The sequence below is a fragment of the Clostridium sp. CM038 genome, assembly GCF_055081105.1.
In genome coordinates this window covers 873,090-889,835 of the sequence record NZ_CM143651.1, presented here as the reverse complement: position 1 = coordinate 889,835, position 16,746 = coordinate 873,090, and the positions used below count along the sequence as shown (strand labels likewise).

Annotated in this window: 13 protein-coding genes and 1 tRNA gene; 4 read left to right on the top strand and 10 right to left on the bottom strand. The window is 34.1% G+C overall.

Translation table 11 applies throughout. The annotated features are described in order from the left end of the window. The first annotated feature begins 11 nt into the window (after nucleotides 1-11). On the top strand, nucleotides 12-2,240 hold the full coding sequence (locus ACWJKS_RS04030) for an SBBP repeat-containing protein (protein ID WP_462960487.1): 2,229 nt from the start codon (nucleotides 12-14) through the stop codon (nucleotides 2,238-2,240). Nucleotides 2,241-2,474: 234 nt separating this feature from the next. On the opposite strand, the gene ACWJKS_RS04025 is transcribed toward ACWJKS_RS04030, so the two are convergent. Continuing rightward, a tRNA-Ser gene (locus ACWJKS_RS04025) sits at nucleotides 2,475-2,566 on the bottom strand. 216 nt (nucleotides 2,567-2,782) lie between these two features. Here ACWJKS_RS04025 and ACWJKS_RS04020 point away from each other — a divergent pair. Genes ACWJKS_RS04020 through ACWJKS_RS04010 form a run of 3 tightly spaced genes read left to right on the top strand, consistent with a single transcriptional unit; the run spans nucleotide 2,783 to nucleotide 5,762 of the window. Beyond that, entirely contained in the window at nucleotides 2,783-3,856 is a 1,074-nt protein-coding gene (locus ACWJKS_RS04020; protein ID WP_165411609.1) for a FecCD family ABC transporter permease, read from the top strand. Then, a complete protein-coding gene (locus tag ACWJKS_RS04015) occupies nucleotides 3,853-4,650 on the top strand; it encodes an ABC transporter ATP-binding protein (RefSeq protein WP_165411608.1) in 798 nt (265 codons plus the stop codon). The genes ACWJKS_RS04020 and ACWJKS_RS04015 overlap by 4 nt, the downstream gene beginning before the upstream one ends. 35 nt (nucleotides 4,651-4,685) lie before the next feature. Beyond that, nucleotides 4,686-5,762 (top strand): ABC transporter substrate-binding protein, encoded by a 1,077-nt coding sequence (locus tag ACWJKS_RS04010; RefSeq protein WP_165411607.1) that lies wholly within the window; start codon nucleotides 4,686-4,688, stop codon nucleotides 5,760-5,762. Nucleotides 5,763-6,007: 245 nt separating this feature from the next. On the opposite strand, the gene ACWJKS_RS04005 is transcribed toward ACWJKS_RS04010, so the two are convergent. From ACWJKS_RS04005 to ACWJKS_RS03965, 9 genes are all read right to left on the bottom strand, one after another. Continuing rightward, on the bottom strand, nucleotides 6,008-7,804 hold the full coding sequence (locus ACWJKS_RS04005; protein ID WP_165411606.1) for an aldehyde ferredoxin oxidoreductase family protein: 1,797 nt from the start codon (nucleotides 7,802-7,804) through the stop codon (nucleotides 6,008-6,010). Between the two features lie 31 nt (nucleotides 7,805-7,835). Next, a complete protein-coding gene (locus ACWJKS_RS04000) occupies nucleotides 7,836-8,270 on the bottom strand; it encodes an MOSC domain-containing protein (RefSeq protein ID WP_165411605.1) in 435 nt (144 codons plus the stop codon). Then, complete coding sequence (gene moaC / locus ACWJKS_RS03995) at nucleotides 8,270-8,749, bottom strand: cyclic pyranopterin monophosphate synthase MoaC (protein WP_165411604.1); 480 nt, start codon at nucleotides 8,747-8,749, stop codon at nucleotides 8,270-8,272. The genes ACWJKS_RS04000 and moaC overlap by 1 nt, the downstream gene beginning before the upstream one ends. Nucleotides 8,750-8,753: 4 nt before the next feature. Continuing rightward, a complete protein-coding gene (gene moaA, locus ACWJKS_RS03990; protein WP_165411603.1) occupies nucleotides 8,754-9,713 on the bottom strand; it encodes a GTP 3',8-cyclase MoaA in 960 nt (319 codons plus the stop codon). A gap of 11 nt (nucleotides 9,714-9,724) precedes the next feature. Next, on the bottom strand, nucleotides 9,725-11,632 hold the full coding sequence (locus ACWJKS_RS03985) for a molybdopterin biosynthesis protein (RefSeq protein WP_165411602.1): 1,908 nt from the start codon (nucleotides 11,630-11,632) through the stop codon (nucleotides 9,725-9,727). Between the two features lie 14 nt (nucleotides 11,633-11,646). Then, a complete protein-coding gene (locus tag ACWJKS_RS03980) occupies nucleotides 11,647-12,870 on the bottom strand; it encodes a molybdopterin molybdotransferase MoeA (RefSeq protein ID WP_462960486.1) in 1,224 nt (407 codons plus the stop codon). A gap of 17 nt (nucleotides 12,871-12,887) precedes the next feature. Beyond that, the gene (locus ACWJKS_RS03975; RefSeq protein WP_220286535.1) at nucleotides 12,888-13,379 is read right to left on the bottom strand and encodes a MogA/MoaB family molybdenum cofactor biosynthesis protein; all 492 of its coding nucleotides are present in this window, start codon (nucleotides 13,377-13,379) and stop codon (nucleotides 12,888-12,890) included. Nucleotides 13,380-13,896: 517 nt separating this feature from the next. Next, nucleotides 13,897-15,171, bottom strand: a complete 1,275-nt coding sequence (larA, locus tag ACWJKS_RS03970) for a nickel-dependent lactate racemase (protein ID WP_462960485.1) — start codon at nucleotides 15,169-15,171, stop codon at nucleotides 13,897-13,899. Nucleotides 15,172-15,183: 12 nt separating this feature from the next. After that, nucleotides 15,184-16,707, bottom strand: a complete 1,524-nt coding sequence (locus ACWJKS_RS03965) for an L-lactate permease (RefSeq protein WP_216303159.1) — start codon at nucleotides 16,705-16,707, stop codon at nucleotides 15,184-15,186. Nucleotides 16,708-16,746 lie beyond the last annotated feature (39 nt).

Genomic DNA, 16,746 nt, shown 5'->3' with positions numbered 1-16,746 from the left:
GTGAAGATAATATGAATATAGTAGAGGTATTAAACCAACCAAGTCCTGTTGATGTTACAGGTGAATTATTTTCAGACACAAAATATTCAACACTTCTAGGGATGCCCAAAAATTGTGAAGTAAAAGGATTAGTTAAAGATAAAAGTGGTAATGCTTTTATCCTAGTTAATGAAGGTAGTGATCTCAACAATGTAATGCTAATTAAGAAGCTAAATAATACAGGTGAAAAACTTCTTGGAGAATTTGCTCTTCCTAAGGGAAATATAGGAACGGGGCTGGCAATAGATAAAAATGGCGATGTTCATGCTTGTGGATGGACTGGAAATATTGATAATTCTTTTCCAGTAACTCCAGGCGCAGCGCAAGAAGAAAAGGGAAGTTTAGGTGCGACTGGGATTATTATAAAACTTAAAGGTGAATCTTTTTTTGAAACTAAAGCCGAAATAATATATGCCACTTATTTAGGCGCTCAAGCGGTAATGACAATGGATATGATAAATGCCATAGCAGTGGATAATGATGGCAATGCATGGGTAACTGGTAGCACTATGGGTATTATGGCAAAGAATTTTCCAACTACAAAAGAATCTGCGTATCAATGTGAAATTTCTGGAATACAGAATGCATTTATAACTAAATTTAATAGCAGCGGCAGTAAATTTTTGTATTCGACACTTCTAGGAGGAAAACAGTCAGACAGCGGTAATGCTATTGCTATTGATAAAAATAACAACGTATATGTTACTGGAATAGCTGACCAATTAAGTGAAAATGAGTCACCAGAAGGCCGAGGACACTTCAAGGTTACCACTGGTTCCTATCAAGAAAAATTTGGAGGTGGTAACGGTGATGCTTTCGTCATAAAACTTAACAATCTAGGCAACGTTAAGTACTGCAGTTACCTCGGAAGCAATGGTTCCGATAGTGGAATGTCCATTGACTGTGATAATGATGGTAATGCTTATGTAGCTGGGATTACTACAGGAAATTTTGAAATAACTAAAGATGCTTATCAAAAAATCTATTACGCTGGGGACCAAACTACTTTTATAGCAAAAGTTAACACGGATGGAACTAATTTAGACTACTCTTCTTATTTTGGTGGATGCAACAATAATTCTGTTAAGGCTATGAAAGTAGATAATGGCGGGACTGTTTTTATGGTAGGTAGCACCAACTCATCTGATTTTAAAACTACAGAGGGAGCTTATAAAACAACCTATTTGGGTGGAGAAATAGATGGATTTCTAAGCAGATTAAATGTAGTGGATAATAAATTAGCATACTCCACTTTTATTGGTGGTTCTAAAAAAGATAGTTTAGATGCGTTAGCTTTAGGCGATTTGCCAACTGTTTATATAGCTGGTCCAACAAATTCAGGCGATTTTGCAACTACAACTAATGCTTATTGTGAGAAATATGCTAGTAAATCAAATGATGGCTTTGCAATGAAATTTGATGCTAAAAATTCAACTGTTATTAAAGTGGATATTCCAGATGAAAACTTAAAAAAGGCCATAAATCAAATACTAAAAAGAGATGAAACTCATAATATTACTGATTCTGATATGCGAAATCTTCCAAAAGAGCTTACTTTGGCTTCGAAAGGGATTAAAAATATTAAAGGGCTAGAATATGCTATTAATGTTACAAAACTTGCTATAAATAATAATGAAATTCAAACCTTATCATCTATAGGTACCCTTCATAATTTAGAGTATCTATATGCTAGTAATAACAACATTCATAGTATTACTCCATTAGCATCCCTGAATAAACTAAAAACTTTATATATGGGTAATAATAAAATCGAATATATTAATGCATTATTATTTTTAGACAAATTAGTAGTTTTATCCTTAGAAAAAAATGAAATAGAGAAAATTGCCTCTTTAGCAAATTTGGAACAGTTAGAATATTTAAATCTTGCTGACAACCAAATTGAAAACTTGATGCCAATAATAAAGCTTAAATATTTGGTGAATGTAGATTTTAGCAATCAAAAAACAAAACAAAATAAGATAATAAAAACAACAGCAGAAGATGCTATATTATATTTAGATTTTCTTTGGGATATAGATGGAACAATACCATCTATCGTAAATATTTCTTATAAAGGTGTTTTAAGTGATGATAGAATTGTTTGGCATGGAATTACTACTAATAACGATGTATCGTTTACTTATAAAGGCAAAGGTACTTTTAATGGAACGGTGACTGTGCCATTAAGAAATAGGTAGTTAATTTCAGCGCCTGGCACACCAGTAAAACCCTCAACTAATTAATTAGTTGAGGGTTTTACTGGTGGAGGCGAATCACATTATGCAACATCCACCACTTATTAAAACTATTTCGTATTACATTAATCCATTTACTCTTTCCCACTTTGTCGTCAAACAGACATCACAAAGCCCTTTTCCAGGAAAATACCATAGCAAAAGGGACTCTAACATTTCTGCTAGAGTTCTTTATTTTGGCGGAGAAAGGGGGATTTGAACCCCCGGAACGGAATAACCCGTTCGCCTGTTTTCGAGGCAGGTACCATAGGCCACTCGGACATCTCTCCATATATTAAATTGCTTTTTAATTATACCATATTTGAATTTTATTTAAAACACCTTTTATCTTTAAATTAGAAATTAAACCGCATATACAATATTTGTCTTTTTGTATTTACATTTATGGTGTAGGATATAAATGGATGTTATTACCTTGAATAATATGAAATTTTTATTTAATCTTGTATACTTATAATATAAATTGTAAAAAAGGAGATAATTAAATGAATGATTTAATTAAAATAGTATTAAATAAGAAATCTAGTACTTCTATATCGATAAAAAAAAACCATGAAACACAAATAATTATTTTACTTTTCATAATCCTTGTTGCTGTTTTTTTTATTTCACTAACAGTAGGCAGGTATACAATCCCTCTCTACCAAATTTTTAACATCATTTATTCAAAGCTATTTAACCTTCCAATAACATGTCCACCTGCTGTAGAATCTGTGTTGTTTAAAGTAAGACTACCAAGGGTTATAGCCGCTATTCTAGTCGGGACTTCTCTTTCCATATCTGGTGCAGCCTACCAGGGCTTGTTTAAAAACCCCATGGTATCTCCCGATATACTTGGAGCTTCTGCTGGTGCTGGCTTTGGTTCAGCTTTAGCAATTCTTTTGTCATTTAATATTATTGCTATACAGTTTTCATCATTCGCCTTTGGACTAGTAGCAGTTACATTTACTTATTTATTAGGTAAAATTATAAGCCGTGGAAACAATTCAGTTATGGTACTAGTATTGATTGGCATGGTTGTTTCAAATCTATTTACAGCCTTTATTTCAATAATAAAATATGTAGCTGATACAGATAACAAACTTCCAGCAATAACTTTTTGGTTATTGGGTGGATTATCTTCGGTTACCTTTAAAGATTTGAAAATTATAATTTTCCCTATAATCATAAGTATAATACCCCTGATTTTATTGAGGTGGCAAATGAATGTGATTTCATTTGGAGATGAGGAGGCTGCCTCTCTTGGTATTAATACTTCTAAAATGAAAGCTATTGTTATCATATGTTCCTCACTGCTAACTGCCGCCGCGGTGTCAATTAGTGGCATGGTAGGATGGATTGGGCTTATTATACCCCATCTTGCCAGAATGATTGTTGGGCCTAATTATAAAACCCTATTGCCTGCTTCTCTCTTGTTGGGAAGTATCTTTCTTCTACTAGTAGACGATTTAGCTCGTAGTATGTTTCCAGTGGAAATACCATTAGGTATTCTAACATCATTGATTGGAGCACCATTTTTTATTTATCTATTGTTAAAAGGAAGGAGAAGTTGGTTATGATACTTGAGATAAAAAATGCAGTATGTGGATATGGATCAAAACCCATTGTAAATAACATATCTACAAGCGTTAAATCTGGGGAAATATTGTGTATACTTGGACCAAATGGTGTAGGAAAGACAACATTTTTTAAGACTATACTGGGATTTTTAAAATTGCAGGGTGGAGAAATATTATTAGATGGCAAAAATACTAAGAATTGGTCCAAAAACCAAATAGCGAAAATGATTAGTTATGTTCCTCAGACTCATACGCCCCCATTTCCTTTCAATGTATTTGATGTAGTATTAATGGGAAGAACAGCTCATATAGGTATGTTTTCTGCCCCTTCCAAAACGGATAAAGAAATTGCAGAATCAGCAATTAATGACTTAAACATATCCTATCTCAAAGACAAAATATATACGGAAATCAGTGGTGGCGAAAGACAAATGGTTTTAATAGCTAGGGCCCTTGCGCAACAGTCTAAAATACTTATCTTGGACGAGCCTACCTCTAATCTAGACTTTGGTAATCAGATACGTGTTTTAGAACAGATTAATAATCTTGCAAAAAAAGGCCTTGGAGTTATAATGACTTCGCATTTTCCCGATCATGCTTTCCTATGTTCTACTAAAGTAGCACTGATGCATAAAAACAATAAATTTATCATTGGAAGTATGGACGAAGTTATAACTGAAGAAAATCTTAAATCCGCCTATGGCATCAATGTTAAAATCATAAGCACAGAAACTAGCAATGGTGAAAAAATCAAATCATGTATACCGTTGTTAAATAATGTAAAATCTTACTAATTCAAAATCTTATATATAAAAAAGGATGGATTAAAATGAAAAGAAATAATTTTTTTTTATCAATACTAGTAGTTATTATAATAATTATTTCGTTCACTGGGTGTGGGAATAATGCTAGTTCCTCAAAAACTTCACAAAAGAATCAACCTACAACAAGAACAATTACCAATATGTCTGGAGAAAAAGTTAAAATACCAACAAACATTCAAAAAATTGGTGACTCATGGCCTGCCCATAATGAAGTATTAAGTATGCTAGGTTCAGGTGAAAAAATTGTTGCTACAGTCCTCACTCCACGGGGAAGACCTTGGTTATATAAAGTAAATCCTCAGATGAACAAATCAGAAACCGTTTTTACTGCTGCAGATGTTAATGTAGAAGAGCTTTTGAAAACAAAACCTGATATTGTATTTATGCCTTCAAGCTATAAATATAGCGACAAAATAACAAGTGCAGGTATCCCCGTTGTTCAATTAAATTTTACAAATTATGAAGAATTAAAAAGTTGCTTCAAACTCACAGGAGATATACTTGGAACCGAAGCTAAGCAAAAAGCAACTAAATACAATTCATATTTAGATAGTAAACTTAAAATGGTAACAGATATAACTTCAATTATACCAAAAAATCAGAAACCAAAGGTTCTTCATATAAGTTCACTTTCACCATTAGCTATTGACGGTAGCAGCTCAATTATTGATGCATGGATTAATGCTGCTGGTGGAACAAATGTTGCAGGTGAAATCAAAGGCAATATGAAGGTTGTATCTATGGAACAAGTACTTAAATGGAATCCAGATGTTATCATTCTTGGAGCAGATACAAAAAATTCAGAAAGTGTTATGAGTTCTGATGGCTGGGAAAAAGTAACTGCCGTTCAAAAGGGAAAAGTAGTTCACAATCCTGATGGAGCTTATATGTGGGATCGTTACAGTGCTGAAGAAGCATTACAGATACAATGGGCTGCAAAACTTTTACATCCTGATAAATTTAATAATTTAGATATTGTTAAAGAGACTATGAACTTTTATAAAGAGTTTCTTAACTATAACCTTACAAAAGAAGAGGCAAATCTAATAATTAGTGGTAACCCTCCGACAAAAGCACAATAATAAAGATATTTATACGCATCTACTGCACAAGAGGCCTCTTCTCTTATATATTATCTTGCAGCCTCTGGAGTAGGTTTTATTTTCATATTCATTTATGTGGTGCTAATCCAACAATTACTGTTAAATCATAAATAACAAGGGAATCACCTAAATTAGCGCTGATTCCCTTGTTGCTTTTACTTTCCAAAATCATCCTCATCCACCTCCCAATTAGACATTTATAGCAATGTTTGAAATTTATGAAACTATAGTCCCAATTCTTTTAATTTTTCTTCCGTTGGAATACCTTTTTCATTCCAGCCTCTTTCATTATAATATGATGGAAGAAGTTCAGATAATCTGTGCACATTCCCTTTTGAAGGTCCTTCTGGAATTGGCTCCTCTAGTAATCTTTTGGGTAGTGTATCCTGCGTCGCATCTATTCCAGCCTGTAAATTAAATTGTCTTTCAATGTTCCAAATTCTGTCTCCTGAATCAAGTATGGATTCTGCAGTGTGCTCTGTACCACATACTGCATTATACAAGTTAGCATAATCTTGAGCTCCCATAGCAAAAGACGTAAACAAACACAATCCAAGGGAATCTATAGATGCAGTTAAGTCTTGGAAAATCTTAACCCAAGTAGCTTTTCCTTCAAGTGAAAATCTATCCAACTTTTGTGGCAAGCCTAATATTTCTGGTGATATCATATATCCTCTAACATGGCATCCGCCTCTGTTTGAAGTAGCAAATTGAAGCCCTTGTCCCATTATACCCCTTGGATCATAAGCAGGAATTTCAAGCTTTTTAACTGACATTGAAAACTCTGGTGCACCATAAGATGCGCATAGTCTGTATGAACCTTCAGACATTTTTGCTCCTAGTCCTTCAGCTTTACCTATTTTTATTGTCCATTCAACTACACCCTCTATGTTTCCAAATTCTAGAGGAGTCCCTTCAAGTTCTTCGTTTTTAATATATCCCTTTTCACGTAGTTCCATAGCCGCTGCGATAGTTGTACCTACAGAGATTGTGTCCATACCATATTCATTACACCAGTAGTTCGCCTTGAAAGTTGTAACCATATCAGAAATACCACAATCTCCACTAAAAGCCCAAAGTGTTTCATATTCAGGTCCGCCTACTTCTATACCCATATCCTCTATTTTTACATATCTGCCACAGGCAATGGGACATCTATAACAAGGGTTTTTACGAACAAGGTAATCCTTTGTCATTGCCTCTCCACTTACGTCATCAGCTTTTTCAAAGTAAGACTTTTGAAAATTATTGGTTGGATATATCCCATTTTCATTTAGTATATTTACAAGTACTGCAGTTCCGTATGTTGGGAGACCTGTGCCTGTAACCCCATTGGCTTTTATAGTCTTCAACCAAACTTTCGAAACCTCTTTTAGCGTTGTCGCATCTGCTACTTGTGGTTTTGAACTTCCTTTAACTACAATAGCTTTGAGATTTTTCGAACCCATAACAGCTCCGACACCAGAACGGGCCGCTGCTCTATCATAATCATTCATTATAGCAGCCATATTGGATAGTCCTTCTCCTGCCGGTCCAATGGTCATAACTCTTGATTTATCAGGCATTTCTTTCCTTAGAATATCTGTAGTTTCTGTAACAAGCTTTCCCCAAAGACTGCTAGCATCCTTTATTTCCACTTTATCATCTATTATAGTTAAGTAAACTGGTGCATCAGCCTTGTCCTCAAATATGATCATATCATAGCCTGTAGCTTTGAATTCAGCTCCCCAATAACCACCTGAATTTGAACAAGCAATTGTACCTGATTGTGGTGATTTTGTAACTACCATGTATCTTCCACCGGTTGGAACAGGCGTACCTGTTAATGGTCCTGTAATAATTATAAGTTTATTTTCAGGGCTTAATGGATCAACTCTCGGATCTACTTCATCCATAAATATTTTTGTTCCAAGCCCTCTACCACCAATAAATTTTTTAGCTTGCTTTAAATCAAGTACCTCAACTTTAATAGTCTTATCTTTTAAATTAATTCTTAATATTTTACCATTGTAACCGTACATTAAAATTCCCCCTTTTATTTTCTCTAAATACTTATTCCTCCACTACAATCTCATCTCCAGCCTGGATATACCCCTCCTCTAGTACCTTAGCAAATATCCCTTCTCTTGGCATTATACAGTCACCAACCAATTTCATAATTTCACAACCCTTATGACATTCCTTTCCTATTTGTGTTACCTCTAAAACTACATTTCCTATTTTAAGTTTAGTTCCCACAGGCAGTTCATACAAAATTATTCCTTCGGTAGTAATATTTTCAGCAAACTTTCCTGAACATAAGCCCAGAGCTCCCTTAGCTTTCATTTTATCAATACTCTCAACACCAAGAAAACTCACCTGTCTATGCCAATTACCTGCATGTGCATCTCCCTCAAGTCCGTGATTGACTTTAAAAAAGCCTTTCTCTATAGGGTGTTTTATCACACCTTTTTTTTCACTTGTATTTATTGCAATAACCTTTGCCATTATAACGACTTCCTTTCGAATATTCCTGATTTTCCCCCGCTTTTTCTCACAAGCATAATATTATTTATAAGCATTTCCCTGTCAATTGCCTTACACATATCATAAATAGTTAATGCTGCAACAGATACCGCAGTTAGCGCTTCCATCTCAATGCCTGTCTTTCCTACAGTCCTTGTCGTTGCTTCTATTTCTATTTTAGTATTTTCAAAGTCAATTTTAAAACTTATATCACAAGCTGATATCATTATAGGATGGCACATTGGTATTATTTGCGAAGTACTTTTTGCACCCATAATTCCCCCTACTTGTGCTACAGCTAGTACGTCTCCTTTTGAAATAGACCCATCCCTTATTCTTTCAAGTGTTTCTCTTTTCATAGAAATTGACCCAACTGCTATAGCTTCCCGAACAGTGTCACACTTTTCAGATACATCAACCATTTTAGCTCTTCCTTCTTCATTTATATGCGTAAGTTCCATCACTTTATCCTCCTATCTGATACATCATCTTTTCACTTCTACTGGTTTTTTCCTCTTCAAGATGATGTTCGAGCGGTTTATTAAAAATTGCTTGTTTTAATTCATTTGTAAGCATCTCTTCGTTATTTAGGTATTTCCTAATATTTATTTCTTCCTTTGAATGAAGACATGCTTTAATAGTTCCTGTAGATGTGAGCCTTATTTTATTACAATCCGCACAAAATTTACAACTTACTGGACTAATGAATCCAATTTTTCCTTTTGTCCCTTTAATCTTGTACAATTGAGCGGTGCTACTTTTAGAGGTTTCTATTTCAGTTAACTCAGGATGCAACTTTAGCATTTCCCTAAAACTTAATTTACTTTTTTCATAAAGTTTAATACCTTCACCTATTGGCATGAGTTCAATAAACCTTACTTCGATTGGCATTTCTCGAATTAAGGTTAAAAAGCCTTCAAACTCTGCATCATTAAAGCCTTTCATTAATACTGTGTTTATTTTGACCGGTTTTAACCCAAGGGTTAAACATTTATCTATACTTTCCATTACCTTATCTAGATTTCCTATTCTCGTTATACTTTTAAACTTTTCTTTATCTAAAGTATCAAGGCTAATATTTACCCTTTTAAGTCCAGCTTTTTTCAAATCTGATGCCATACCAGATAGTAAAATACCATTTGTAGTTATAGCAATATCATCTATTCCTGGCAGTTTTGAAGTTTCATATATAAGCTTGTCTAAATCTTTCATTACTAGTGGTTCCCCACCAGTGTATCTTACTTTATTAATACCTAATTTTTCTGCTGCCTTCACAATTTTTAATATCTCTTCAAAACGTAGAATATCCACATGATTCTTACTCTTAATTCCCTGCTCTGGCATGCAATATATACATCTTAAATTACATCTATCAGTTACCGATATCCTTAAATAATTGATATCTCTTCCATGACTATCCCTCATAAAACCGTCTCCTAAAGTTCAATTATTTCCCCTATTTGCGTATAATCATAGCCTCCAAGTTTATCAAGCTCACCTTTAAATTCATCTGTTTTAATTACTTTAATGAATTCCCTTATCATATCCATATCTATAAATTCCTTAGGCACAACAAAATCATAATCCTCATCCCCAAGTTTTATAAAATCTAGACCCAAAAGCTTGGCTGCAGAATAAATTCCAAGTCCACAATCTGCATCTCCTGCTGCAACTACTGCTGCGACGGCAATATGGGTGAATTCTTCTCTTTCATATCCTGATATGTTTTGTGGATTAATATGGAGCTTTTTTAAATTATAATCTAGAAATAACCTTGTACCTGAACCTCTTTGCCTATTTATAAATCTTCTACCTTTTATAACTATATCCTGTAAACATTTAATATCTAAAGGATTCCCTTTAGAAACCATAATTCCCTGAACTCTTTTAACACCTTTAATTAATACCATAGGTTTATTCGGTAAATACTTTTTAATATAAGAAATATTATAAATACCATTCTCCATATCCAATAAATGAATAGGTGCTATATGAGTTTCTGAACCTATTAATGCCATTATTCCTCCCATACTTCCAACATGAGCAGAAGAAAGAAAATACTTCCCATTTTTTATATGAAAAAGATCCGAAGCTATATCAACTATTGGGTCATGGCTTCCAATACATACAACTGTATTTTTAATTTCTTCCTTGCTTCTTAAAAGTTTAACATTCACCGCAGTTCCTACTTCATAGCCCTCAATATTTTGTGGTATTTCTAATATACCATCTGCCCTTACTAATGACATTGTTGTTCCAGCTCCACGACCTATAGGTGTTGCAATATATTTTCCCGAAACAAATCCAATTTTAACTCTTACAAATTCTAAATATTTTAAAGTAGACATTATACGCCTAGTAAGTACAACCTCAACAGTGGTATATTCTTCTTCATTTATCCCTATATAAGCATGTACTATTTTCTTGCATATATTGTCCATTACGACATAAGCAGATACTGGAAATCCAGGTATACCAATCACAGGCTTTCCCTCTATACTTCCAAGAATAACAGGTTTACCGGGCTTTATAGCTATTCCATGTACATAAACCTCACCTAATTCTTCTATTACATTACAAGTAAAATCCTCTCTACCAGCTGAAGATCCTGCATTAATAAGTATAATATCGCATTGCTGGACTGCCTTTTTTACAGCATCTTTAATAAGCAAATAATCATCTTTTACTATATCAAATCTTAGGGGTATACCTCCCCATTCCTGAACTTGGGCAGAAAATACTCTTGAATTGAACTCAATTATGTCCCCAATATTAAGTTCTTCACCTGGCTCCACCATCTCCGTTCCAGTCGGAATTATTCCAACCACCGGCCTTTTATAAACATCAATATTATTTACTCCCCCAGCTATAATAGAGCCTATATCTACTGGTCTAATCATATAATTTGAAGGGATAATAAGTTGTGTTTTTACAATATCTTCTCCAATTGGTCTAATATTCTGAAAAGGGGCAGCACTTTTATAAATAGCTACTTTTCCCTTATCTAAATTTATCAAATCCTCTACCATAATTACACAATCGAATTCTTTAGGTAGTGGATCTCCAGTATCCACTACTAAATAATCAATTCCTTCTTGAAGTTGGATATGACTCCGATCTGTTGCTCCATATGTTTTGGTACTTATAGTTGCAATACCATCCATAGCAGAACTCTTATAAAAGGGTGAAGATATTTTCGCAAAAATTGATGAGTATGAAACTCTTCCTACAGATTCCCAAGTAACCACATTTTCCTTTTCACCTTTAATGCATAATAACTTATTAAAATATATTTTAACTGCTTCATTCAAATCAACATTTGATAGAAAGACTTCTTGAGCCAATACTCTCATCTCCTTTATAATTTATAGACTTCAACTGCTTGTCCTTCTTTTAAACCTTCCGCGTTTTTTTCTATCTTTATATACCCCCATGCCTTTGAAAATGCTGTTATAATCCCAGATTTACCAAACACCGGCTTTGCAATAACCATGCCTTCTATTGTTTCAAGCTCTACAGGTAGATATTCTTCCCGGCCTTTAGCTTTATGGTAATTTATACTCATTACTGCATTTGTTCCATAAATCTTTTCGCTTTGAAGCATTAGGCTATATATATAATTTTGAACTAGTATTTTATATATAATACAACATGCAAGTGGATGTCCTGGAAGTCCAAATATTATTTTTTCTTTATGTTTTCCTATTATAGTTGGTTTCCCAGGCTTTACTGCTATTCCATGTACCAAGACCTCTCCATCGTCAAATGAAGCTATAACCTTTAAAGTGTGATCTTTCGTGCCAACAGAACTTCCTCCTGAAATTAGTACCACATCACATTCATTAAATGCTTTTTGTGTTGCACTCTTTAACAGTTCATAATCATCCTTAATAATTCCATAGCTTACTGGCTCCATTCCATCCTCAAGAAGTAGAGACCAAATCAGGTAAGTGTTTATGTCCCTCACTTCACCCAAAGAAGGCTTTACTTCGCAGGGTACTACTTCATCACCAGTTGAAATAATACCAACCCTAGGTCTTTTATAAACCATCACCTCAGAAATTCCTATACTTGCAAGAACACCTATCTCATAAGGTCTGAGTTTACTTCCCTTTTTTACGACAATATCCTGAGTATTTATATCTTCACCAATTTGTATTACATTATCACCCATAGCCACAGGTGAATAAATAAGTATTGTATTATCATCTAGCTTATGGCTGTACTCAACCATAACAACACTATCTACGCTTTCCGGAAGCATCCCTCCTGTAGGTACGTATAAGCACTCCCCCCCTGCAATATCCGAGGGTGGGATATTCCCCATAAATACCTCACCCTTTAGTTCAAGCATAGACGGGAGTCCTTCACTAGCTCCAAATACATCTCTTGATCTTACTGCAAAGCCATCTACTGTCGATCTCTTAAATTCTGGTATATTACATTCTGCTTTTATATCTTTAAAACTAATTCTATTAACGCTTTGCATAATGTTAATTTTTTCAGATTCAATCTTATAGATAAAAGAACTATCTATTATTTGTTTAGCTTCTTTTACAGATACCACATTAAAAAATTCCATTCTCATTCTCCCTTTTGTTAACTTCTACCACACTCGCTAGCTTCCCCTGTAAGTATAGCAATTCCATGTGGAATTGCAGGTATTATAAATTGAAGATTTTCTACAGCACCTTTTGGGCTTCCCGGAAGATTAATAATTAGGGTTTTTTTGCGGATTCCTGCAATGCTTCTTGAAAGCACAGCCTTTGATGTAATCTGGAGTGATTTCATCCTCATAACCTCACCAATGCCGGGTACATATTTCTCAATTACATTTCTAGTTGCCTCTGGCGTAACATCTCTTTCTGAAAACCCCGTTCCTCCATTAGTTAAAATTAAATCCACCTTAAGCTCATCACATAAATAAATCAATTCTTTTTCTATTTCCTGTTTCTCATCAGAAATTATTTTATAGAAACTTATAACAAATCCTTTACCTTCTAATTCATTTCTTATTGCAGGACCTGTCCCATCAATTCTTTCTCCCCTAGAACCTTTATCACTCATGGTTAAAATTGCAGTTTTTATCATTTTCATCACTCCTTTTCAACATCGGTCTTAACAATTTATGCTCTAGAAACTTAAGAACCTTATTTTTTTACTTAATTTACTTAATTTTAATCTCATTATTATATTTTCAATTACTGAAGAATTCAATAAATAGGGCTTTTGAAGTATAACTAATATATCTCTTCTTATAAATTCACAAGTAAGGTATAATAAATGACAAAGTTATACTTATTGGTTATTTTTTAAATTTTGTACTTTTTTGTTTAATTATAACACTTTACTATAATACAAGTATTTTACCACATTTTTAATTTATATACTATGTGGCTACTTACGTAACAATATTAGTGACTACTCACCCCTCCTCTCTATCTTTATTTTTTTACATTTACCTAAAATTGAAAAAAAGTGGGAAACTCAAAATTCAGTTCCCCACTCCACAGTATTATTAGTCTTGAAATAAAATTATGTGAATTCTTCCACCCAATGTATTTTACCCGCCCCCAAATTATATTCAATAGTAGTATTAATTTGAATGTTATTTTACAACAACTGAAACTCCATCTGGTATTACTGTTATCGTCGCATCATCTCCCTTTATTTTAAGAGCTCTAACAAGCGCTTCTTCAAAGGTAAATGCATGCTGCATATGCATATTCTTTATCATTTCAGGGTCACACATATCTGTAACAAGAATTACGGTATGCGCATCTAGTATCCGCGCAAGAATCTGAAATTCCCATTGATCTGGTGCTGTATCATTTCTTCCTACTTTAATTACCCTATCAAGAACTTCTCTTGGGCTACTTGCATTTGCGATATTGTCATAAAATGACTGACCACCATGTCCATCATTACAAGCAGACACCATGATTATAAGTCCGCCGTCCTTACAAGTTGCTTCTGCTGCAGTCATACCTTTTACAGTCTGATATATATTTTGGTCTAGTGGATATCCTCCATTAGTTGATATTGCAATATCTGCCTTCACAGCTTTCACAGCTGCAAGTTCCATAACAAATTTACAACCTTCAACGTGGGCAAGCTCACTATCTCCTGCAAATGCATTTATAACATTCTTCTCACTGTCAATAACAACATTTAGTATAAATGCCAGTTTAGCTTGCTTAGCAGCGTATAACATATCTCTATGAATTGGATTATTTTCAATAACTCCGGACCGTGCGTACTCACTTGCTATAAATTCAGAACAATGATTTGCCATAACTGTCTTTGCTGATGCCACTCCGGGGAGAACACTCTTGCGTCCTCCAGAAAAACCTGCAAAGAAGTGTGGTTCTATAAATCCTTCTGAAATTAAAAGTTCAGCTTCCATCGCTATCTTATTAAGCAATAGTTCTCCACCTGAGGGAAGAGTTCCGACGCGTACCATATCGCCATAATCCTCTGATACATGATTTATTATAACTTCATTATCTACTATTTCCTGACCAAACTTATCAATCATTTCTTCTCTTGTAGTAGGTCTATGGAAACCAGTAGCAATTAATATTGTTATTTCAATTTTAGGGTTCGATGATCTTATTCTTTCAAGTAGTATTGGCAGTGTTACTTTACTTGGTACAGGTCTTGTATGGTCACTAGTTATTAATACTAAGTTTTTCTTCCCCTTAACTAGCTCTTCTAGTTTTGCACTTCCAATAGGGTTATCAAGTGCTTTTTTTACAATTTCCTGCTGATTACTTTCAACTTTGTATGCATGAGCTTTTGATTCTAATATTGCTACCAAATTTTTATCTGGAATTTCAATTTCCAAAAACTGTTTTGAATATGGTATTTTTACTTTAGTCATATATATTCCTCCCTACATTATAAAATATTTTGCTCCAAAGTACGTAATTAATCCTAATATTGCTACATATGCAAGGCAAAATTTTAAAGTTGCCTTTAATATCTTACCTTCAGCTCCTACAAGTCCAGTGGCTGCTGTGGCAACTGCAATGCTTTGAGGAGAAATCATTTTACCTGCAGTGGCACCACCAGTATTAGCAGCTGCTAACCAATAAGGACTCATATGTAAATTTTTTGCAACTTCAACTTGAAGTGGTCCGAACAATACATTTGCAGAGGTATCACTCCCAGTTACAAAAGTACCTAAAGCACCTATAATTGGGGCAAACAATGGATAAAAGCTTCCTGTTGCTGCAACTAAAACCACGGCAATAGATGTTATCATTCCGCTATGACTCATTACCTTTGCAAGAGAGACTATTGCAAGTATTGTAATTGCAGTTTTACTCATTTGTTTGCAAGTATCAATAAATACTTTTACTATTTCTTTAAACTTAGCTCCCTGAATAAGTCCCCCTATAAATGTGGCAAGAATTATAAGTGTCCCTGGATTAGCAATCCATATAAAAGAACTAATTTTTGCATCTGGGCCATTATATATTTGAACAGATGTTTGTATAGATGATAATGGTTTATTGATTGCTGGTATAAGAGAACTTGTTATTAATATAAAAGTCAGAACTAAGATAAATGGCACCCATGCCAATAACCCTTGTTTTGCGGATATACTAACTTTATCTTTAGATGCAGTATTTTTATAGAATATTTTAGTTATTGCAACTGTTACAATAATACATATTATTGAACCAATTAGTGCTGGAAGTTCAGGACCCATATATTTTGCAACTAGAAGTTCTGGTATTGCAAAAGCTAGTCCTGACGCAATACAAATAAGCACAACTCCCTTTATTGCCTTTACACTTTTACCTGTTAGCATTACTAATATTAATGGTAAAACTGCAATTAATACAAATAATTGAATTGCAACTGCATAGCTTAAAGTAACAGGATCAATTGCTGCAACCTTTGCTAAGGTTGTTACAGGTAGACCTATTGCTCCAAAAGCTGTTGGTGTTGTATTTGCAATAAGACATATTATTGCTGCAAATACAGGATTAAAGCCAAGTGCGGCTAAAATACTGGCAGGTATTGCAACTGCCGTACCAAAACCTGCAATTGCTTCAAGAAATCCACCAAAACCCCAAGCAATAATTAAAACTAAAATTCTCTTATCAGTTGTGATTCCTGTCATCATATCCTTTATTACGTCCATACTTTTTGTATGAATAGAAAGATTGTAGGTAAACACTGCTGCAATTATTACAACAATTATTGGCCATATTGCCATTGCTGCACCCTCAAGTGTCGCTGTGAGAGCTTGACTAATTGGCATCTTCCAAACTAGGATTGCAAGTATTATTGTAATTACGAGTGTGATTGAACAAGTTTTATGTCCTGGCATTTTTAAAACACCGAGCGAAACCATGAGCCATACAATGGGGATAAGTGCTATGAAAAATAATAAATAATTATTCATCTTTTATTCCCTCCTCTATTAATAATACTAGTCACAATA

What these genes read in the sequence shown, in the direction of transcription:
- moaA (WP_165411603.1), bottom strand. Translation starts at nt 9,713, where the DNA reads ATGAGGGATAGTCATGGAAGAGATATCAATTATTTAAGGATATCGGTA.
- ACWJKS_RS03975 (WP_220286535.1), bottom strand. Translation starts at nt 13,379, where the DNA reads ATGATAAAAACTGCAATTTTAACCATGAGTGATAAAGGTTCTAGGGGA.
- ACWJKS_RS03965 (WP_216303159.1), bottom strand. Translation starts at nt 16,707, where the DNA reads ATGAATAATTATTTATTATTTTTCATAGCACTTATCCCCATTGTATGG.
- ACWJKS_RS03980 (WP_462960486.1), bottom strand. Translation starts at nt 12,870, where the DNA reads ATGGAATTTTTTAATGTGGTATCTGTAAAAGAAGCTAAACAAATAATA.
- ACWJKS_RS04020 (WP_165411609.1), top strand. Translation starts at nt 2,783, where the DNA reads ATGAATGATTTAATTAAAATAGTATTAAATAAGAAATCTAGTACTTCT.
- ACWJKS_RS04000 (WP_165411605.1), bottom strand. Translation starts at nt 8,270, where the DNA reads ATGGCAAAGGTTATTGCAATAAATACAAGTGAAAAAAAAGGTGTGATA.
- ACWJKS_RS04015 (WP_165411608.1), top strand. Translation starts at nt 3,853, where the DNA reads ATGATACTTGAGATAAAAAATGCAGTATGTGGATATGGATCAAAACCC.
- ACWJKS_RS04030 (WP_462960487.1), top strand. Translation starts at nt 12, where the DNA reads ATGAATATAGTAGAGGTATTAAACCAACCAAGTCCTGTTGATGTTACA.
- larA (WP_462960485.1), bottom strand. Translation starts at nt 15,171, where the DNA reads ATGACTAAAGTAAAAATACCATATTCAAAACAGTTTTTGGAAATTGAA.
- ACWJKS_RS04010 (WP_165411607.1), top strand. Translation starts at nt 4,686, where the DNA reads ATGAAAAGAAATAATTTTTTTTTATCAATACTAGTAGTTATTATAATA.
- moaC (WP_165411604.1), bottom strand. Translation starts at nt 8,749, where the DNA reads ATGGAACTTACGCATATAAATGAAGAAGGAAGAGCTAAAATGGTTGAT.
- ACWJKS_RS04005 (WP_165411606.1), bottom strand. Translation starts at nt 7,804, where the DNA reads ATGTACGGTTACAATGGTAAAATATTAAGAATTAATTTAAAAGATAAG.